This window comes from Phocaeicola faecicola, assembly GCF_013618865.1.
Classification (GTDB): Bacteria; Bacteroidota; Bacteroidia; order Bacteroidales; family Bacteroidaceae; genus Phocaeicola; species Phocaeicola faecicola.
Genome location: NZ_JABSOE010000008.1, coordinates 56,882 through 77,937, shown reverse-complemented (window position 1 = coordinate 77,937; position 21,056 = coordinate 56,882). Strand labels below are relative to the sequence as shown.

Annotated in this window: 14 protein-coding genes and 1 tRNA gene; 6 read left to right on the top strand and 9 right to left on the bottom strand. The window is 47.9% G+C overall.

Going from position 1 to position 21,056, the window contains the following annotated elements:
• Window positions 1-21: 21 nt before the first annotated feature.
• From H3001_RS03955 to H3001_RS03940, 4 genes are all read right to left on the bottom strand, one after another.
• Window positions 22-963 (bottom strand): hypothetical protein, encoded by a 942-nt coding sequence (locus H3001_RS03955; protein WP_008777842.1) that lies wholly within the window; start codon window positions 961-963, stop codon window positions 22-24.
• A gap of 18 nt (window positions 964-981) precedes the next feature.
• Window positions 982-1,809, bottom strand: a complete 828-nt coding sequence (locus tag H3001_RS03950) for a DUF4121 family protein (RefSeq protein ID WP_005647149.1) — start codon at window positions 1,807-1,809, stop codon at window positions 982-984.
• A gap of 804 nt (window positions 1,810-2,613) precedes the next feature.
• Entirely contained in the window at window positions 2,614-3,507 is an 894-nt protein-coding gene (locus H3001_RS03945; protein ID WP_181214128.1) for a hypothetical protein, read from the bottom strand.
• A 692-nt stretch (window positions 3,508-4,199) separates the two neighbouring features.
• Window positions 4,200-5,543, bottom strand: a complete 1,344-nt coding sequence (locus H3001_RS03940; protein WP_181214127.1) for an OmpP1/FadL family transporter — start codon at window positions 5,541-5,543, stop codon at window positions 4,200-4,202.
• Window positions 5,544-5,940: 397 nt separating this feature from the next.
• On the opposite strand from H3001_RS03940, the gene H3001_RS03935 reads away from it, so the two are divergent.
• Window positions 5,941-7,263, top strand: a complete 1,323-nt coding sequence (locus tag H3001_RS03935) for an MATE family efflux transporter (RefSeq protein ID WP_178243464.1) — start codon at window positions 5,941-5,943, stop codon at window positions 7,261-7,263.
• 66 nt (window positions 7,264-7,329) lie between these two features.
• Window positions 7,330-8,655: a signal recognition particle protein gene (gene ffh / locus H3001_RS03930; RefSeq protein WP_178243465.1), complete on the top strand. Its 1,326-nt coding sequence runs from the start codon at window positions 7,330-7,332 to the stop codon at window positions 8,653-8,655.
• Between the two features lie 162 nt (window positions 8,656-8,817).
• Here the strand turns inward: ffh and H3001_RS03925 are convergent, their stop codons facing one another.
• Window positions 8,818-10,002: an exo-beta-N-acetylmuramidase NamZ family protein gene (locus tag H3001_RS03925; protein ID WP_181214126.1), complete on the bottom strand. Its 1,185-nt coding sequence runs from the start codon at window positions 10,000-10,002 to the stop codon at window positions 8,818-8,820.
• A 57-nt stretch (window positions 10,003-10,059) separates the two neighbouring features.
• Between H3001_RS03925 and H3001_RS03920 the strand changes: the two genes are divergently transcribed.
• Together H3001_RS03920 and H3001_RS03915 are read left to right on the top strand one after the other, a co-directional pair.
• Window positions 10,060-10,596 carry an HD domain-containing protein gene (locus tag H3001_RS03920; protein ID WP_178243467.1) on the top strand — a complete coding sequence of 179 codons (537 nt, stop codon included), beginning with the start codon at window positions 10,060-10,062 and terminating at the stop codon, window positions 10,594-10,596.
• Between the two features lie 87 nt (window positions 10,597-10,683).
• A complete protein-coding gene (locus tag H3001_RS03915) occupies window positions 10,684-13,434 on the top strand; it encodes a putative LPS assembly protein LptD (protein ID WP_181214125.1) in 2,751 nt (916 codons plus the stop codon).
• A 132-nt stretch (window positions 13,435-13,566) separates the two neighbouring features.
• On the opposite strand, the gene ung is transcribed toward H3001_RS03915, so the two are convergent.
• Window positions 13,567-14,229 (bottom strand): uracil-DNA glycosylase, encoded by a 663-nt coding sequence (gene ung / locus H3001_RS03910; RefSeq protein WP_178243469.1) that lies wholly within the window; start codon window positions 14,227-14,229, stop codon window positions 13,567-13,569.
• A 229-nt stretch (window positions 14,230-14,458) separates the two neighbouring features.
• Complete coding sequence (gene asnA / locus H3001_RS03905; protein WP_178243470.1) at window positions 14,459-15,499, bottom strand: aspartate--ammonia ligase; 1,041 nt, start codon at window positions 15,497-15,499, stop codon at window positions 14,459-14,461.
• A 226-nt stretch (window positions 15,500-15,725) separates the two neighbouring features.
• Between asnA and H3001_RS03900 the strand changes: the two genes are divergently transcribed.
• Both H3001_RS03900 and H3001_RS03895 read left to right on the top strand, forming a co-directional pair.
• Window positions 15,726-15,797, top strand: a tRNA-Arg gene (locus tag H3001_RS03900).
• A 186-nt stretch (window positions 15,798-15,983) separates the two neighbouring features.
• Complete coding sequence (locus tag H3001_RS03895; protein WP_178243471.1) at window positions 15,984-16,733, top strand: copper homeostasis protein CutC; 750 nt, start codon at window positions 15,984-15,986, stop codon at window positions 16,731-16,733.
• 226 nt (window positions 16,734-16,959) lie between these two features.
• On the opposite strand, the gene H3001_RS03890 is transcribed toward H3001_RS03895, so the two are convergent.
• On the bottom strand, window positions 16,960-20,070 hold the full coding sequence (locus H3001_RS03890) for a glycoside hydrolase family 2 TIM barrel-domain containing protein (protein WP_181214124.1): 3,111 nt from the start codon (window positions 20,068-20,070) through the stop codon (window positions 16,960-16,962).
• 237 nt (window positions 20,071-20,307) lie between these two features.
• Complete coding sequence (locus H3001_RS03885; protein ID WP_181214123.1) at window positions 20,308-21,048, bottom strand: HAD-IA family hydrolase; 741 nt, start codon at window positions 21,046-21,048, stop codon at window positions 20,308-20,310.
• Between the last annotated feature and the right edge of the window lie 8 nt (window positions 21,049-21,056).

Here is a 21,056-nt window from a genome sequence, read left to right as displayed (position 1 = left end):
GCTGTGTAAATCTTATCATGGTCAGTTTTCTCTTAGGGTGATTTCATCCAGATGCAGACGCTTGAAACAACTTTCGGCTGCCGCACTGTCCTTGAACCGGACATCGATACGTCCGTTCTTGTAGAATCGGATTTGCTCGGCATTGGTGGTCGTAAGGTCGTACCAGTCTGTGACAGAAATGTCGTTGTCATCAAAACGGATAATCATCTTTGAATTTCCATTCAGTATGTCATCCGCACCGTAGGCAATGCCGGCACACAGGGTTTCCAGTTCTCCGCCGTAGTTGTAGGAGATTCTGTTCCTTTGGTTGTATTGCATGGAAAAATCGTCGAAACGGATGATTTCGGGAAAGATTATCTTGTCCTTCTTCAACTCCGTCTTGACTTTGCTCCAGTATGCCGGTCTGACAACTTTGCTCAGGCGTGCGAGCAGTTCTTCCACGGCCGTTTCCCGGAAACTCTTGCCGCCCAAGTGTTCGATGACTACATCTACATATGTGTCATAAACAGGACGGAAGCCCATCGGAAGTTTTTTTTCGTCTATTTTATACTCAGGAACCGACACTTTGTAAGTCCTGTTGAAATAAGAAATGATGCGGTTCGCAAAATTCGCGTTGGCGTTTCGGTTCTTATCCACCAGATCGTTAATCAGATCAAACGGTTTGAACTCGTTGTGTGAATAGTCTTCCCTGTCGTTATGGTAAGTGTAGAAATCACGCATGGAAACCTTGCCGTTTTCTTCGTAATGGAACTTACGTTCGGCTTGGTATTGTTCGGCTTCTTCCTTGAAGACGGCGTACCAGCGGTCAATCTGGTCGAGTGTCTTGTAAAGCAGGTTTTGCTGCGTCTGGCAATAGACACGGTCCTGTTCCGTAATCTTGTCCTCGTTTCTCACTTGTACGCTCAGAATGCCTTGAAGCAGGTCGGGAGCGTTGCCGGCCTTGGGTGCTGTTGTCGTTTGCATATCTGTTAGGGTTAAATGTTAAAAATTATCCGGTTTAATCCGGTAGAAATAAGTGATGTGCTTTTCCATGTCCTTGACTATCTTGACCTGCTCGGGATGGAAGTTGAGCCTCCTCGTTTCGATCGGGGCATTAAACGTTTCCCATTCGGCGGAAGGTAAGAACACATATTCCCGACGGAAACACCATAACACGATTTGATTATCCCAATTTCCCTTGAACACCGTTCCTTCGTAGTCCTTCAGGAACTGCCGGAACTCGGCTTCGTCCCGAAAAGCGATGTCAAAGCCTTGATAGAGATTGCCGTTTTCCGATTCCTCCCTTTTGTGTAGGTAGAACTTCCGGTAGGTCTCGGTCGTGAAATCTCCATACCTGGGATTGGGTTCGGCATAAAACCATAACGGTACCTTAGCCAGAAATGACACCGAACCGTTGGCGCAAGCACCGCAATGCCCCCAGTCCTTGAACACCCCTTCCGTCCATTTCAGGAATTTCAGTTCCTCCGGATTCACGGAATGGAATGCGCCTCCGCTGACACTCAGACGGATATTGCCGTCCTCTTCCCACACGAAAGGCACATACGGCTGTTCGCATACGGAAAGATATCCTTCTTTTGCACTCCTGCTGTCAATAAGGGCGTTTCCGTAATAATCCCCGTGTTCGGTTACATATACCAGCCTGTCGCCGATTTGAGGTGTAATTTCGGAGCGTGTCCGCTCAATGAGTTCAACATAATTGTTGGCCATATCCACATCTTTCTGTGTCAGCCAATGCTGGTGGTCGTATGAAACATTCCGCTCTCTGAGTGTTTCGATACTGTACTTTTCTTTTGTTACCTGCTGTGACATAACAATTTATTTTTAGTGATCCGGCTTTTCGGGGCCGGAGTTCCCGTAACTACAGGCCATAAAAGGTCGTGTCCCGTACATGCAAGGTTGGCGGGAAAAATACCGCAAGCCCTCTGGGCGAGGATGATTTTTCCACGACACCCGGAGGGCTTGACCTTGCTTGTACGAACAGGACACGGGTTACCTTTGCCTGTGAGTTACGGGGATTCGGCTACGGTATGGCTGTCATGTCCTCTGTATATGTTTCTTGAAATGACCGTGATATTTTATGCCTGAAAATTACCGGCAATCACGAAAAAAATGCTACCTTTGCATCAAGAAAAAGAGTTATTTGAAAGCATGAGGAATATAGTGATTCTAAACAGCTTGGAATTTTCTTATCCGTTGCCCGTTCTCATGCGAGTTTTCTACAAAACGTTGATAATCAAATAAGATACTTCAGATTACAACAAATATATAAAAAAACGGCAGATGATATAATCTGGCGGAACTTATTTTTTTAACTTTTGTAAAGATAAGCCAATAAATTGAAGAGCTTGTCGGTATAATTGGGGATGGTTTATGTGAAAAAATGCCTACAATTAAAGGACTTAAATTGCAGATTGTATTTGATGGGAAAGAGGGGAGAGTGTGGGGAAATCAACCTGTTGCTTTAGGATTTATTGGCTCGGTCGGTACAACTTGCATGTTAATACTCCGTGTTGATTAGTGGTGGTTGATTTCCCCGAATTATGAAAAGATATTAGCAAAAAATGAAAAAGAATGAATATGTATTAGTGCTATATGTGTTATTGTTTTTATAGGTTATTGTTGCCATAATTTAAATGCAATTCCTAAATGAAGATCCCAGACAATCTTCCCTGGGAATTTTTCGGATTCGGTTGATTCCATTACTTCTTTTACATTTCCGACTCCGATGGCTCCTCCGCCGAATACTCCGAACCGCATCTTGTCTCCGAAGAAATAACTGTAAGTGAGATCTAAATTCAGAGTTCCTCCTTTGATAACGGGAGTTTCTGCGTAACAGATACCGAGGGTCAGGTCTTGGTTCGTGTCATAACCCAAAGCCATGAAATATCCAATGGCAGCGTGCCATGAGAGCTTGTCTTTATTTTCTCCGTTGAATATCCAGTCTTTTCCAACTCCACCGTATAGAACAAAACCACCTGCACCTCCTATATGGACCTTTAAGCGGGCAAACTCTCCATATGTGCGTGACAGTCCTGCTGCCACTTGAAAGTTGGGATAGCCGTCTGCCGAGATTCCAGAAAGACCGATGGCACTGTTTCCAAAATGTTGTGCCACTCCTAAAGTGGTTTCTACAGCTTTTTGCTGTACTGAAGGCTCTGGTTGATATTCATTATAATTGTTTTCTGAGTATGTGTTTTCTTGCGAATTGTTAGATGAAGGATAAAGATACTCAAACCGGTAGATTCGGGTAGTAGGACCGTTTGTTCTTATCTCTCTTTTATCGGGTGTGGTATCGATGATTTTATTTCCATTGCAGTCCCAGGCTTCTAGATGGGTTAAATTCCCGTTTATCTGTGTTCCGTTTTCTACATAGAAATCTCCTATTCCGGTTTTGATGAGTACAGGGCCACAAATTTTCTCTCCAAGATAAAATATGTTTATAATGTCTTGGGCAAATAAGGTATTCCCAATCATTATCAAGGTGATGAGAAATAAATAACGTTTCATAGTTGTTTTTTATGATACGGATAAGAATAATAGAAAATATTAAAGGACGTACGGCACTTTAGTATTTGTTCCAGATTTAGTCTGAATATTTTGCACCACATTTTTTGCAGATGTAGCCGGATTTATAATTCCAATACCATCCTTTTCCTTTGCACATTGTGCATGTAGCGGTATACGATCCGCTTTTCACTTTTCCCTTTCCTTTGCATACGCTACATTTTTGTTTGTATGAGAAACATTTTGCACTCCAGGTAAGGGTACCTCCACAATGACATTTATGGGCTTGGCCTTCGTATGTTTCTACATGAGGTGCCCGATTGTTGGAGGAAAGCTGATAAGTATCTGTTCTTTCAGAAGTTGCCCAAATCATTATTGAAAAAAGAGCTAGACTGAGTAGAATAAGAAATTTTTTCATGGCAGAAGAATTAAGGTTAATAAAATGTGCTTTTAAATTGTTTATTTTTTCTTTAAACAAATTTAGGTATAAGATTTTAATCTTTTGTCATATGAAATTTCTACATGGTAATACAATGATTACCGACAATTCTGTTTTATAAGTGGGTGAAAAAGAATCGGATACCGATATAAAAAGAGCATGCTTGTTATCCTGCGGATTAGACCGGCAGGAAACAAGCATGCTCCGATTAGATTGTGTTTGTGTTTTTTAAGGTAAAGGTTGTTTTCAGGTATATTTAGAAATTATAGTTCAGACTGACGCCGAATACTTTATTGGTACGTGAGTACACATTGCTTCCCTTTATGTTGGGAAGACTGTAATAAGCGTCTTCGTTCTTTGTATAATCGTCATAGTTGGTCCAGAAATATGCGATATCCATGTTCAATGCTTCTGAGAAGTGAATACGTGCGCCGAAGCCCAGTGAGTATGAGCTGCAGTAGAAGCTGGTATCGGTCTGGAAGCTGTCGCTAAGTCCGTAATTGGTTTTCTGGAAACCTCCACTTATGGTGAGCAGGTCAATCACGTCCCATTCGATACCTGCCAGGTATTCGTGTGTGCCGTGTGACAGTGTCTTCTGGCGGTCGTTCAGCATGCCGGCCTTCTTGTCATCGAAGAAGTGATATTCAACCGAAGCACGCAGGGTAGGAAGGATTTCGTATCCTGCAGCCACACTCAGGAAGGCAGGAATGTCGCTGGGGGTCTGTTCTCCGTCGGCATAAGGTTTCAGAACCGCTTCCGGAACGCCCGGAGCTTCCAGGGTGTTGGTCTTGTTTTCGATGTTCAGATTGGTCTTGAATTCATATTTGGCAGCCAGGTTCCATTTTCCCAGTTTTACATCGGCTCCGATAATTGGAGTAACTCCCCATCCGGTCTGTTCGCAGTCGAGTGCCAGGTTCATCAGAGCCTTTCCGCCGAATTCGTCTTTCAACTGTGCTTTCAGGTATCCTTCATATCCGCTCTGTACGTAGTTCATACGTCCTCCGGCATATACGCTCAACCAGTCATTGACTTTATAGCTCACTCCCAGTTGCAATCCGTAGATGTACTGTTTTCCGTCCATGGCTGTATTGATATGATACATATCAGGAGTCACCGGTTTTCCGAAGACACCTTCTAGGTCAGCATTTGAGTGGATACCTCCGATGGTCAGGGCATTGAACATGGGCAGACCGTTGCTGAAAGAAGCCTTTCCTCCTCCTCCGGTAATTGCAAATCCGGCAGAAACCACCCAGTTGTCTTTCTTGTAGGCTCCGTGGAAAGAAGGAATGATGGGAGCAGAGGCTGTTCCCTTGAAATTCTGGGTACTTGTTTTACCGTCCATTGTCCAGAGTGGAGAAGTCGCAGCTATCTCACGGGTCTGATAGGCGCTCTGTCCGGTCAGTGACAGATGAAAACCGTCTTTTTCCAGAAAGGCCAGTCCGGCAGGGTTGCTGTATACACCGTCTACGTCGATGGAAGCTCCTCGTGCTACCATACGCAGAAAGGCTGCATGCTGGTTGGTATTGGTAAGATAATCTCCGGCAAAAGTTGTGTTTGAAACAATCAGTGTCGCTGCACCGATGAGGATAAATTTCTTCATTCTTTAGTTTTATTGGTAATTTTGGCTGCAAAGATAGGCTAAAATGGCACAACTAACAAATATATGTGTGATTTATTTGGTTTTTTATTTAAAATGAAATTGTTTATATTGAAACTAATTTGATTGAAATGTGTGCTGGGGAGGCCTTGTGGAAGGCTTTTTACGGGCGATATCACCGTCTTTTCTTTTTGAGGAATTTTGGGCGAAATGTATAAAAAGCGTATCTTTGTGCAGTCTTTAGGAAAATCATTACTTTTTATTATATAATTAAGTCCGGAAGCCGTTGGCGGACGGGAGAGGGTGGAGAGCAGGCAGTGTACAAATGTACTGTGATTCATCTGCGGTTGTAGTTGGGGCAGCCATCATTTAAGTTTAACTTATTATATCATCAGTTTATATGTATACCAATAAGGAAATATGGAAGGTTACCTATCCGATATTTTTAGGTTTGCTTGCACAGAATGTGATTAATGTGACCGATACGGCTTTCCTGGGCCATGTCGGTGAAGTCGCTTTGGGGGCTGCTGCCATGGGGGGACTGCTGTATATCTGTGTATATACCGTGGCCTTCGGCTTCAGTGTCGGTTCTCAGATTCTGATGGCAAGAAGAAACGGAGAGGGTAATTTTCATTCGGTGGGACCGATTATGTGGCAGGGCACCATTTTCAGCTTGGGAATGGCCGTGCTGATTCTGGGGGGCATGTACTTTATGGCGGCTCCGCTGATCCGGGCATTGATTTCCTCGGATACCATCTACGATGCCACTTATGAGTTTTTTACCTGGCGAATGTGGGGATTCCTCTTTTCCTTTGTCAATGTCATGTTCCGTGCCTTGTACATCGGAATCACCCGTACCAAGGTACTGACGCTGAATGCCGTGGTCATGGCCATCGTCAATGTCTTCCTGGATTATGTCTTGATCTTTGGTGAATGGGGATTCCCGGAAATGGGAATACGCGGAGCGGCACTGGCTTCGGTCATTGCGGAGGCGTCGTCCACTCTGTTCTTCTTCCTCTATACTTATTATAAGGTGGACCGGAAGAAGTACGGGCTGAACCGGCTGACTTCTTTCGACTGGGAACTGGTGGGACGCATCCTGCATATCTCATGCTTTACCATGGTCCAGTATTTCCTGTCGATGGCAATCTGGTTTGTCTTTTTCATGGCCCTCGAACGCCTCGGTCAGCGTCAGCTGGCGATTGCCAATATTGTGCGTAGCGTGTATGTCGTCTTGCTGATTCCGGTGCAGGCACTGGCAACCACAGCCAATACGCTTGTCAGCAACCTGATTGGTTCCGGAGGAGTCTCGATGGTACTGGGACTGTTGCATAAGATAGCCCGCTTCTCCTTCCTGATCATGGTGGTCTGCATAGGCTTGTGCGTGGCTTTCCCCGATGTCATTCTTTCGGTTTACTCGAACGATGCCTCTCTGATCAGCGAGTCGATGTCGGCCCTGTATGTGGTATGCGCCTCTATGGTCATCGCTTCGTTTGCCAACGTATACTTCAACGGAATTTCCGGAACCGGCAATACACAGGCTGCCCTGGTACTGGAGATATTTGTCCAGCTGTTCTATGCTCTTTACATTATAGTCGTCGGTATGATGCTGCGGGCTCCGGTCGATATTTGCTTTACTACGGAGCTGATTTATTACGCCTTAATGTTGGGAGCCAGTCTGTTTTATCTGAAAAAAGCAAAATGGCAGAATAAAAAAATTTGAAGCTACCGATTTTTTTGTAATTTTGCACCTCGTTGTAAAATAGGAAATTAAGAAAAAACTAAAGATATGTTCGATAATTTAAGTGAAAGACTTGAGCGGTCGTTTAAAATATTGAAAGGTGAGGGAAAAATCACCGAAATCAATGTTGCTGAGACTTTGAAAGATGTTCGTCGTGCCCTGTTGGATGCCGACGTAAACTATAAGGTGGCGAAGAACTTTACAGATACCGTAAAGGAAAAAGCCCTGGGACAGAACGTGCTGACCGCTGTGAAGCCTAGCCAGCTGATGGTGAAGATCGTTCATGACGAGCTGACCAAACTGATGGGAGGTGAGACAGCCGAAATCGAGTTGAAGAACCGTCCGGCAGTGATTTTGATGTCGGGACTTCAGGGTTCGGGTAAGACAACCTTCTCGGGTAAACTGGCCAGAATGCTGAAAACAAAGAAAAACCGCAAGCCGTTGCTGGTTGCCTGCGACGTATACCGTCCGGCTGCCATCGAGCAGTTGAAAGTATTGGGCCAGCAGGTAGAGGTTCCGGTATATTGCGAACTCGACAGCAAGGACCCGGTACAGATTGCCTTGAATGCCATTCAGGAAGCCAAGGCCAAAGGATATGACCTGGTAATCGTCGATACCGCCGGTCGTCTGGCAATCGATGAGCAGATGATGAATGAGATTGAGGCCATCAAGAAAGCCATCAACCCGGATGAAACCCTGTTTGTGGTAGACGCCATGACCGGACAGGATGCCGTAAATACTGCACGTGAGTTCAACGAACGTCTGGACTTCAACGGAGTGGTATTGACCAAGCTGGACGGTGATACACGTGGTGGTGCTGCCCTGTCTATCCGTACGGTAGTCAACAAGCCTATCAAGTTTGTCGGAACCGGTGAAAAACTGGATGCAGTCGATCAGTTCCACCCGGCACGTATGGCCGACCGTATCTTGGGTATGGGTGATATCGTTTCATTGGTAGAACGTGCTCAGGAACAGTATGATGAGGCTGAAGCCAAACGCTTGCAGAAGAAGATTCAGAAAAACCAGTTCGATTTCAACGACTTCCTTACTCAGATCCATCAGATCAAGAAGATGGGTAACCTGAAAGAACTGGCTTCCATGATTCCGGGTGTAGGAAAGGCCATCAAGGATATCGATATCGATGACAATGCCTTCAAGAGCATTGAGGCCATTATCTACTCCATGACTCCGGAAGAACGTACACATCCTGAAATCCTGAACGGTTCACGCCGTACACGAATTGCCAAGGGTAGTGGTACAAACATTCAGGAAGTCAACCGTCTGCTGAAGCAGTTCGACCAGACCCGTAAGATGATGAAGATGGTTACGGGCAGCAAGATGGCCGGAATGATGCAGAAAATGAAGAAAAAATAATTGAAGAAAAATGATTCTTGTCTTTTGTCTTTTACCGGACGCTCGGGAAGGTAAGGAGGCTTGGGGCAAGTAGAGATAAGTAGAGATAAAAACCGCCCGCGCTGTGAACCGGAAGATTCATTGGCGCGGGCGGTTTTTTATTGTGGCAGCAGGCATGTCCGATTAGTTATTCTCCGGATAATCCTCATATAGCAGATAGCGGGTCCGCATTTTCCGGTAAGCCTTCAGAGCCTTCTCCCAGGCGGCCCGGATGGCCGCTTCTTCCTTTCCCTGCAGTACATCCAGCCGCACCTGGCGGGTTCCCATCAGCAGGTCCATCCATTGCGGACGGGTCAGAAATGCATGTTCTTTTCCCATAGCCTTGAAGCTCCGGTACATGTCGAGGAAATACTTCAGTGAGAATCCTTCGGGGGCTTTTGCCTTCCGGAGATCCACTCCATAGCATACCTGATCCTTATGCAAGGGACGGGTGTCGAAGCCGCTGATGGACTTGGGAGTGAAACTGAAAGGGAACTTTCCGGAGGGGAGCAGGGGAGAGCCGATGACCTGGAACGGGAAGTAAGTTCCTCTTCCGACACTGACTGAAGTCGCTTCGAACAGGCAGAGAGAAGGATACAGGGCAATGGCCTGAGGAGTAGGCAGGTTGGGCGACGGTTTTACGGGCAGTACATACGGCATGCCGTGTTGCCATCCTTCTGTCCGTATGACAGTCAGCGGACAGGGCTTCCGGCAGCCCAGCCACCCTTCACCGTTGATCATGAGGGCAATCTCTCCCAGCGTACAGCCGTGGAGTATCGGTATGGGCAGCATTCCCACAAAACTCTTGAATTTCAGGTCGAGTACCGGACCGTCAACGTAGTCGCAGGGATTGGGACGGTCGAGCACAATCAGCGGCTTCCCGTTTTCCGCGCAGGCCTGCATCACATAATATAAGGTGCTGATGTAGGTATAGAACCGCACTCCCACATCCTGCAGGTCGAACACAATAGCGTCTACCGACTGCAGCTGTGCCGGTGTCGGTTTCTTGTTTTTCCCGTATAGCGAGACTACCGGAATGCCGGTCCGGAAGTCCTTTCCGTCTTTGATGGTGGCTCCGGCATCCATTTTCCCGCGGAACCCGTGTTCGGGTGCCATCAGCATAGCCGGTGCGCGCTTCAAGGCAACCAGGGTATCCAGTAAATGGGCCTTTCCGCAGAGAGAAGTCTGGTTGGCAACCAGTGCGATGCGTTTTCCTTCTACCAGCGGAAGCCACTTGTCCAGTTGTTCGGCTCCGCTTCTGACCGGTGCATTGGCGTAAAGCCCGGCCGTAATCAACAGATAACTTAGGATTAATGTAAGATATTTCATGATAGACCAATATTTTTTTGTAGTTTTGCAAGGTACAAATATAGCGAAAAAGCGATTATGGATCCGTTGAAAATAATAGATAAATACTATCCGGAAGAAAATGAGTTGAAGCATATTCTGCTGGTTCACAGCAAGGATGTGGCAAACAAGGCATTGGATATGGCACGCAAGCATCCCGAACTCGGGCTTGACCTGAACTTTATCGAAGAGGCTGCCATGCTTCATGATATTGGAATCTTTTTGACAGATGCTTCCGGAATCTGTTGTTTCGGATCGCATCCTTATATCTGTCACGGCTATCTGGGGGCAGAACTGGTGGCAGCCGAAGGCTATCCGCGGCACGCACGGGTGTGCGAGCGGCATACCGGGGCCGGACTCACCCTGGCTGACATTGAGTCACAGCAGCTTCCGGTACCTCACCGGGACATGCAGCCCGAAACCCTTGAAGAACAGCTGATCTGTTTTGCCGACAAGTTCTTTTCGAAAACCAAACTCGGACAGGAAAAGAGCCTGGAGAAAGCCCGCAAGAGCGTGGCCCGCTACGGGGAAGAAAGCGGAAAGCAGTTTGACAGATGGTGTGAGTTGTTTTTATAGTCATAAAAATCCATAAAAACCCCTTCGTCTGCGGTTATTTGTATGATAATATGTACTTTTGCATTGCATTGCATAAAAGATTAATGAATGACGTCGTTTAGAAAAACTATATACTTACTGATTTCCCTGTTTGTAATGGGATTCTTTTTCTCCTTTTATGCGGAGGCTCAAAGGGTGAGGGGGAAGCGCCCGGTATCGGACAGGAACAGGAACCGTGTCGATTCGCTGTCGTCCGATTCGCTGGTGAATGCCGATTCACTGGCTATGGATTCTTTGGCGCTGGATACCACTCCGAAGAAGGAACCGCTGGATGCCCCGGTAATCTATGAGGCATCCGACTCAATCGTCTTTACCAAAGGAGGATTCGCACACTTGTACGGAAGCGGAAAGGTTAATTACCAGAACATTGAGCTGACCTCACAGCTGATTACCATGAACATGGACAGCAGTACGGTCTTTGCAAGAGGTGTGGCCGATACGACGGGAGTAGAGCAGGGAACTCCGGTGTTCAAGGACGGAGAGACTCCGTATGAATCGAAGATGATGCGCTATAACTTCAAGACCAAGAAGGGATTCATCAACAGCATTGTGACTCAGCAGGGAGACGGATACGTCACCAGTGAGGAGTCGAAGAAGGGAGCCAACGATGAAATCTATATGCGTCACGGTAAGTATACTACCTGTGACAATCACGATCATCCGCATTTCTACCTGAAGCTTTCCATGGCAAAGGTACGTCCCAAGAAGGATGTGGTCTTCGGACCGGCACAGCTGGTGGTAGAGGATGTGCCCCTACCGATTGCGGTTCCGTTCGGCTTTTTCCCGTTCAGCAGCAGCTATTCTTCAGGATTTATCATGCCGACTTACGGAGATGAAATGAACCGTGGTTTTTACCTGCGCGACGGTGGATATTATTTTGCCATCAGTGACCAGTTCGACCTGAAGCTGTTGGGTGAGATTTATACCAAGGGTTCGTGGGGACTTTCAGCGGCGTCTACCTACAACAAGCGTTACCGTTACAGCGGTTACTTCAATGCCAGCTACCTGGTGACCAAGCAGGGTGAGAAGAACATGCCCGACTATATGGTGTCGAAGGACTTCCGTGTGCAGTGGAGCCACCGTCAGGATGCGAAGGCCAACCCCAACAGTACGTTCTCTGCCAGTGTGAACTTTACCACCAGCAGTTACGATAAGTCGAGTCTGAGTACGCTGTACGATCCGTTGTCTTCTTACAGTAACAATACCAAGGCTTCAAGTATCAGTTATTCGCGTAACTTCCCTGAAATCGGACTGAACCTGTCGGGAACCTTCAACATTACGCAGAATACACAGGACTCTTCGGTGAATATGACGTTGCCGGACCTGAACATTACGCTGAACCGTATCTATCCGTTCAAGCGGAAGAATTCGGCAGGCGACCAGAAATGGTATGAAAAGATTTCGTTCCAGTATACCGGTGCGCTGACCAATAAGGTAAATACCAAGGACAACCTGCTGTTCAAGACTCCGTTCTCGAAGTGGGAAACGGGTATGCGCCACAGCATTCCGGTGGAAGCCACCTTCAGCTTGTTCAAGTATATCAATGTGACGCCGTCGTTCCTGTATACCGAACGCTGGTATACGCGTAAAGTGATGCAGCATTACGATTATACGCTGAAGGAAGCAGTGAAGGATACCATCAACGGGTTCAACCGTGTGTACGACTATAACATGTCGGTATCGATGAACACCAAGTTGTACGGTATGTACAAGCCGCTTTTCATGAAGAGCAAGGAAATTACCATCCGTCACGTCGTGACTCCTTCGGTAAGCTATACCTATACGCCTGACTTCGGAGCTTCCCGCTTCGGATATTACGAGAATTATGTATATACCGACGAGGACGGAGAGGTACGTATGGTAGAATATTCTCCTTATTCCGGCATGCCGTACGGAGTACCGGGGCAGGGGGTATCCCAGAACATCAGTATGTCTTTGAAGAACAACCTGGAAATGAAGATGGCTTCGGACAAGGATACTACGGGATACAAGAAAATCAGTCTGATTGATGACCTGACCGGACAGTTGTCGTATGATATTGCCCGCAAGCGTTGGAGTGACCTGACCTTGAATGCCCGTCTGAAGTTGACGAAGAATTATACGTTCAACATGAATGCCCGCTTCAAGACCTATGCTTATAAGTTCGATGAAAACGGCCGGGTAGTTGAAAGTGACCGTACAGAATGGTCTTACGGACGTTTCGGACGTTTTGACGGATACAGCGGTTCGCTCTCTTATACACTGAACAATGAGACTTTCAAGAAATGGTTCGGTAAGGGAGACGAAGAAGACGGAAAGAATAAAGGCAAGAAAGAAGATACCGATTCGGAAGAGGATGAAGAAGACGAGGAACTGAATACCAATCAGAATACCCAGCCTAAGCGGAAAACGGAAGATGCCAAAATCGATTCTGACGGATACCTGGCCTTCCAGTTGCCGTGGAGCCTGAGTCTTTCTTACAGTTACCGTATCCAGGAAGACAGAACGAAGGATATCAACATCAAGACCATGCGTTATCCTTATTCGTTCTCGCATCAGGTGAACATTTCGGGTAACGTGAAGCTCGGTAGCCGCTGGAACATTACCTACTCGAGCGGTTACGACTTTGATACGAAGAAGATGTCAATGACGCAGATGAACATTACGCGAGACTTGCACTGTTTCAATATGAGTTGTGGACTGGTATTTGGTCCGTTTACTTCGTACAACTTCTCTATTCGTGCAAACTCTACTATGCTGACCGATGCGTTGAAATGGGATCAGCGAAGCAACACGGGTAGTGCAGTTACCTGGTATTGATGCTTCTCCGACAGAAAGAAAGATAAAAGACGACCTTCCGTACAGTTCTCATGAACATGGTACGGGAGGTCGTCTTTTATAGCGATGCTGTTCGCTTGTCTCGCTTCCTTCCTGTATTTACAGCCTTTCTCTTTACCACTCAATCGGGGTCTGTCCGTGCTGCTGCAGGTATTCGTTGGCGCGACTGAAATGCCGGTTTCCGAAGAATCCGTTGTGAGCCGACAGCGGAGAAGGATGAACGGAAGTCAGTACCAGATGCCGCGAACGGTCGATAAACGCTCCCTTTTTCTGTGCATAGGCCCCCCACAGGATAAACACCAGGTGTTCCCGTTGTTCGGCCAGTGCCCGGATGGCTGCATCCGTAAACTCCTCCCAGCCCCTGCGCTGGTGCGAACCCGCCTGATGCGCCCGTACCGTCAGAGTCGCATTCAGCAGGAGTACTCCCTGCTTTGCCCACCGGGTCAGGTTTCCGCTCTCCGGAATTGGTTTTCCCAGGTCATCCTGTATTTCCTTGAAGATGTTCCGCAGTGAAGGCGGGAAAGGTACGTTGTCGTTGACTGAAAAGCACAGTCCGTGCGCCTGTCCCGGTCCGTGGTACGGGTCCTGCCCGATGATTACCACCTTCACCTGTTCGAACGGACAAAGGTTGAACGCATTGAATATGAGTTTTCCGGGCGGATACACCGTTGTCGACCGATATTCGTTCCGGACAAAATCAGTCAGCTGGCGGAAATAATCTTTTTCAAATTCCGCCGAAAGTATCTGTTTCCATGATTCTTCTATCTGTACATCCATACGTATCTGTTTTATTGTATTTTTATTGCTGTTTTTTCATTTTTCCATGCTGTCAATCTAAATACAGTCCTTTCAAGCACCGTATTCCGTTACGGCATTTACCGTTTCAGCCGATAAAAATAATGAATTTGCATGAACGAAAAAAGGGAAACAAGTCTTATCTTCCTGCATTTTCAGCATTCGATGCTTGTTCCCCCTCAGATATGTAAACACAGATTGGTTCAGGTCATCAGATGAGCGGCATGCCCCATTCCGCACACTGCTTCCGCATTTCCTCCGGCCAGATGCTAGCCTGGATTTCTCCGATATGCGCTTTCTTGAGATAAAGCATACACAGGCGCGACTGTCCGATACCTCCTCCGATACTCAGTGGCAGTGATCCTTCCAGCAGCCGTTTGTGGAAATACAGTCGGGTACGCTCTTCCTTTCCGGCCAGTTCCAGCTGCTTCAGCATGGCAGCCTTGTCCACACGGATACCCATCGAAGAAATCTCGATGGCACGCTTCAGTACATCGTTCCAGATCAGCAAGTCACCGTTCAGTCCGCTCAGTCCCGTCTTTGGGTCAACGGTAGTATAGTCATCATAGTCGGGAGCCCGTAAATCGTGCGGCTTTCCGTCGCTCAACTTGCCGCCGATACCGATGATGAACACCGACCCGTAGCGTTCGGTAATCAGGTTCTCCCTCTCTTTGGCCGATTTTCCCGGATACATCTCCAGCAAGTCCTGCGCATGGATAAAATGCACGTCGTGTGCCAGGAAAGGAGTAATTTGCGGATACATTTCACACACCATGTATTCTGTCCGTCGCATGGCCGAGTAGATGCGTGTGACAATTCCTTTCAGGAAATCCACCGTACGCTGTTCGGGAGTAATCACCCTTTCCCAGTCCCACTGGTCCACATACAGCGAATGCAGGTTGCCCAGTTCCTCATCGGCACGGATGGCATTCATATCCGTATAAATCCCGTATCCCGGTTCGATGCAGTAGTCGGCCAGCGTCACCCGTTTCCATTTGGCCAGTGAATGAACCACCTCTGCCTGCTGTTCCCCCAGGTCCTTGATGGGGAAGGAAACCGGACGTTCCACACCGCTCAGGTCGTCGTTCAGTCCCGTACCCTTCAATACGAAGAGCGGAGCTGTCACACGGCGTAACCTCAGTTCCGAAGAAAGATTCTGCTGGAAAAACTCTTTAATTTGTTTGATTCCCAGCTCCGTTTGTTTCATGTCGAGCAGGGGAGTATACGTATCAGGTTTTATCAGATAACTCATGGTTGTATGCTTTTAAAATTTTATTGTGTTTGCAAATATAAGTATAATATATAAAAAAGCAATATATAAGAGAAATATTTTATCATAATGATATTTATTTGGCTTAATAGCTAGAATGTTGATTGGGTGTAAAAGAAAGGGAAGACGAATTTATTTAATAAATTTTGCACCGAATATTAGGAAGGAATACAGAAAAAATGTACTTTTGCCCTGCATTAAAAGATATGCACCCGTAGTTCAATGGATAGAATAATGGATTCCGGTTCCATCGATTGGGGTTCGACTCCCCACGGGTGTACTTAGTAAGTGACTAATTTATTGTTCCCCAATAAGTTAGTCATTTTTTTTATGTCTTCCTTTGAGATTTTCTTTTCGATTCCTTATTTTTGTTCCTTACAGCGTAATGTACTGCAGTCCGCCGGACTGCAGGGAGGTACATCTGCGCAATGTATGAGTATTTGAACTATTTTATCAGCTTTCAGTTATGAATTATCAATTTGAAATTTGTGCGAACTCCGTAGAGAGCTGTCTGGCAGCCCAGGAGGGAGGAGCAGACCGTGTGGAACTCTGTGCAGCCATTCCGGAGGGAGGAACCACTCCTTCATATGGTGAAATCAAGCTGGCACGCAAGTTGCTTCACATCCGGCTGCACGTCATTATCCGTCCGCGGGGAGGAGATTTTCTGTATACTCCGGTAGAGTTGTCGGCAATGGAAGAAGACATCCGTATGGCCCGCCAGCTGGGTGCCGACGGCGTGGTGTTCGGTTGTCTGACTCCGGATGGAGAAATCGATGTGCCGGCCATGGAACGTCTGATGAAGGCAGCCGAAGGCATGTCGGTAACTTTCCACCGTGCCTTCGATTATGTGACCGATCCGTGGAAGGCTCTGGATACCTTGGTGGAACTGGGAGTGAACCGCATACTGACCTCGGGACAGTGTCCGACAGCCATGGAGGGTGCCGACCTGTTGGCCCGCCTGGTGGAATATGCAGCGGGACGTCTCATTATCATGCCGGGATGCGGAGTCAATGAAGACAATATCGCCCGTCTGGCGGCTCAGACCGGTGCCGGTGAGTTTCATTTTTCGGCCCGTGAACTCCGGACAAGCGGGATGCGCGTACGGAACGAGGCCTTGTCGATGGGAAACGACGCGGGGTATGACGAATATGCGCGGATGGTCACTACTGCTGCCCGTGTGCGGCGGACCATCGCAGCCCTGACTAAGCGTAAATGAATGAAGCCGGCAAGTATAACCCGGTGTGGCTGACTGACACGAGCTGTCAGTTTCATAATGATGCAACCCGGGTTTCACGATGATGCAACTGAAGTTGCACCTTTATGAAACTCGGGTAGCATGCCCATGAAACAAAAGTTCCATACTGAAGAAACCGGAGGACCTTCAATATGGAACTTTCAGAAGAAGCTTACCGCCTTCCGTACGGATACGGAGGCGGTATTTTTTATTGAATGATTACCTGATGACGGACAGGTGTCATGATGAACGTAAATTCATAATCACCATACGGCAGGCGGTATTCAGGCAACGGAAGGGTTCCCCAGCTGGTGATACAGCCCAGACCCATCTGTGCCTTGTCGATCAGTACGTTGGTCAGCGGAGCCTTTTCTACCTCATTGGAGTGGTACTGGGTCTTTTCCCATCCTGAGTCGAGTGACTCCATGGTGTAGTGGAGGGCAGAGGCTGAGAACGGAGCTTCGGCTACAAACTCCAGTCCGCTTCCGGAAGCATCCAACTGTTTCCACCAGCGGATATCTGACTTGGTACCGTTTTCCTGTGGACGGATGTAGGCGTAGAACTGTTCGTCTACCGTCTGATGATAGATACCGAGGTCGGTTGCTGTCTTGCGGTCGCTGTAGTTCTCAACCGGTCCGCGTCCGTAATAAGAAATCTGTTCGAATGCTTCCGGCATCACCAGTTGCATACCGAAGCGGAACATGTCGGATACCTTCGCCTGTTTGTCGGCAGTCATCTTCTGAGTCACCTTCACCGCACCTGCGTTGTTGATGGTGTAGGTCAGAGCAAGACGGGCGCTGACTTCCTTCATTTCATATTCGGCAGCTACCACTACCCGGTTGTCCTGCATTTCGTGTTTCAGTGAAACCAGTTTGATTTCCGGATTCTTCCATACGGAATATTTCTTCTGCAATCCGGCACCGAAATCATTGTCGGTCGGAGCACGCCAGAAATTAGGTGTCAGGGCAGCTCCTTCAAGAATCATTTCCTTTCCGTCTACCGTATAGCGGTCCATGTAACCGGTAGCTTTGTTGAACTGGATATTGAAATGCTCTCCAGTGATGTTCAGGCAGTTGGAATTGCTGTCATCGGCTACCGGAGCCACTACTTCCTGGTTCATGTGTTTCACGTTGTCCAGTTTCATATCCGGCTGCTGATACGGGTTGATTACCAGCTGTGCCTTCGCTACCACGTGTCCGGCAGGAATCACACCTTCCTGATTCTTCTGTACGTATCTGACATTCAGCAGCCACTCCGCACATTTACAGGTCGGTCCCCAATCCAGTTTCACGGTAGCGGTAGTCTGCGGAGCCACATTCAGGCTTTCCACTCTTCCGCTGCGTACGACTTTTCCGTCTTTGGTTACGTCCCATTCCAGGGCATAGGCCGACAGGTCGCGGAAGAAATTCTCGTTGTATACGGCAATCTCACCCTGGCTCAGGTCCTTGGCGGTAGTCCAGATATTCTGATAGAAATAGCCTACCTCGTACATGTGCGGGTTCGGCTTGCGGTCCGGACTGATCAGACCGTTGTCGCAGAAGTTGTTGTCGCTGGCATCAAAACGGTTGAAGTCGCCTCCATAAGCGTAAATCATCTTACCGTTCTTGCCGGTCCAGCGGCACGACTGGTCGACGAAGTCCCAGATAAACCCGCCCTGGTATTTCGGATACTTGCGGATAATATCCCAGTATTCCTTGAAACCACCCTGTGAGTTACCCATGGCATGTGCGTATTCGCACTGGATGAGCGGCTTCTGCTTGCTGTCGTCTTCGCAATATTTAATACAACTTTCATAATTGGCATACATCGGACAGTAAATATCGGTCTTGCCGTCATAATTGGCCTGTTCGTACTGTACGGCACGGCTCGGGTCTTCGGCCTTGATCCAGTCGTAGGCAGCTTCGAAATTCGGACCGTATCCGGCTTCGTTACCCAGCGACCAGAAGATGATGCTCGGGTGGTTGAAACCGCGCTGTACGTTGCGCTGGTTGCGTTCCAGATGCGCTTTCTTATACGACGGATTCTTGGCCAGAGAGGCTTTCTCATAGCCCATACCGTGAGATTCTACGTTGGCTTCTGCCACTACATAGATACCGTATTTATCACAGAGTTCATACCAGTAATTGTCATCGGGGTAGTGACAGGTACGGACCGCATTCAGGTTGAACTGCTTCATGATCTGGATGTCCTGGAGCATGCGTTCGCGTGAAACCACGTATCCGCCGTCCGGGTCCATTTCGTGACGGTCAGCTCCCTTAAAGAGTACCGGCTGTCCGTTGACCAGCAGCTGGGCATTCTTCAGTTCGATTTTACGGAATCCCACCTTCACCGGCACTACCTCTTTGGTCTGGCTGCCTTCTTTCAGCGAAGCCCTCAAAGTATACAGATAAGGAGTCTCGGCACTCCACTTGGACGGATTCTCCAGATGTAGGGTGGCTGATACCTTTCCGGAACCTTTCACTTCGCTGCTGGCTACTACCTGGTTCTTTGCATCCAGCAGTTCCAGCAATACATTTCCGCTGCCCTTCAAGTTGAGGCTTACGGCCAGTGAGCCGTTCTTGTATTCTTTGTCGAGGTCCGGTGTGACACGGATATCGTCAATCCGTTTTTTGTTCCGGGCATACAGATAGCAGTCGCGTGCCACTCCTGTGTAGCGGAAGAAATCCTGGTCTTCGAGGTAGGTACCGTCACACCAGCGGAATACCTGGAACGCAATGAGGTTCTTCTGTCCGAACTTCAGATACGGAGTGAGGTCGAACTCTGCTTCCAGTTTGCTGTCTTCGCTGTAGCCTACAAACTTTCCGTTTACCCAGAGGTACATGTTGGAACTTACGGCACCGAAATGTGCGATGATGTCCTTTCCCTTCCAGTCGGCCGGTACGGTAATCTCACGGCGGTAAGAACCTACGTGATTCTCTTCAACCGGCACCAGTGGCGGCTGGTTCTTGTACTGGTTTCTCCAGGCATAACCCACGTTGACGTAAATCGGGTCACCGTATCCGTTCAGTTCCCATACGGCCGGAACCTGCAGCTTGTCCCATCCCTTGTCGTTGAAGTCTGTTTTCCAGAAGTCGGTAGGACGGGCATCGGCATCCTTTACCCAGAAGAACTTCCACAGGCCGTTGAGCGACATGAAATTCTCTGATTTTTCCTTGATGCCCTGGTTGGCGGTTTCTGCATTCTCGTATGCGAAGAAGTTACTGTGCATGGGGGCGCGGTTGACCGCATTAATCTCGGGGTCCATCCACTCCTTGAACGTCTGAGCGTTGGCTGTAAGGGAGCAAGCCCCTATAAAACTGAATAATAGCGCTTTTTTCATGATGCGTTTAAATTCGTGCTGATAGTTAGATTTAATGTGAATAATGAATTTGGTGTTAAATGTAATAAAATACTTTCAGTTGGAGAAACTCTTCCCGGTCAATCTGCCGGTTATTTTGTAAAGAGGGGGATGGAACGGAGCAGGGATAAAAAAACTGCCATTCCGCTTTTCGGGTCGGAATGGCAGTCTCTTATCGACTGATGCAGTCTTCACTGAGGTAAGACTGCAGGTAATGCGTCATTGCACAGACTGATAAAAACATTTCCAGTGCTCGTTGAATGCCGCCATTGAAGGAAACAGCAGATTCGCACCTTCGTTCAGGAGAGCTTCATCCGGAAGAGGTCCTGTATTGACAGCTACCGTGAATATTCCGGCACTCACTCCGGCCTGTACGCCCAAGGGGGCATTCTCTACCACGATGGCTTCATTAGGCTGTATTCCTGCCTTCTTCAGTGCCATGAGGTAAGGCTCCGGATTCGGCTTGCCGTATTTGACATCAAAGGCAGTCACCATCAGGTCGTGCTGGAACATCCCGGGAAAATGCTGGTTCAGGCGGTCCAGCAGCGAAGCCTGTCCCGAACCGGTTACTACCATGGGAGTCAGTCCGCAAGCCTTTACCTGCTGCAGCAAGTCCCATGCTCCGGGCATTTCTTCGGCGGTAGGCAACTGGTTGAACAATTGGCTCTTGGTGGCATAAATCTCCTTGATTTCCTCTTCGGTAGCCTCGTGGTGACGTTCGCGCATGCTGACGATGTTGATGGTAGCGGCGCCTGTACGTCCCTCGTGCATGTAAGCCTCTTCCCGGCTCAGATTCATGCCATACAGTTTCATTGCTTCATTCCAGGCTGTCGCATGGTTCTTCATGGAATCGAACAATACACCGTCCATGTCGAACAAGACAGCTTTTAAATTCAGGCGGCTGTAGCCGTGCTTACTTAAATACTGTTTAACAGCTTCTTGGAATTCAATATTTATCATTCTGCAGT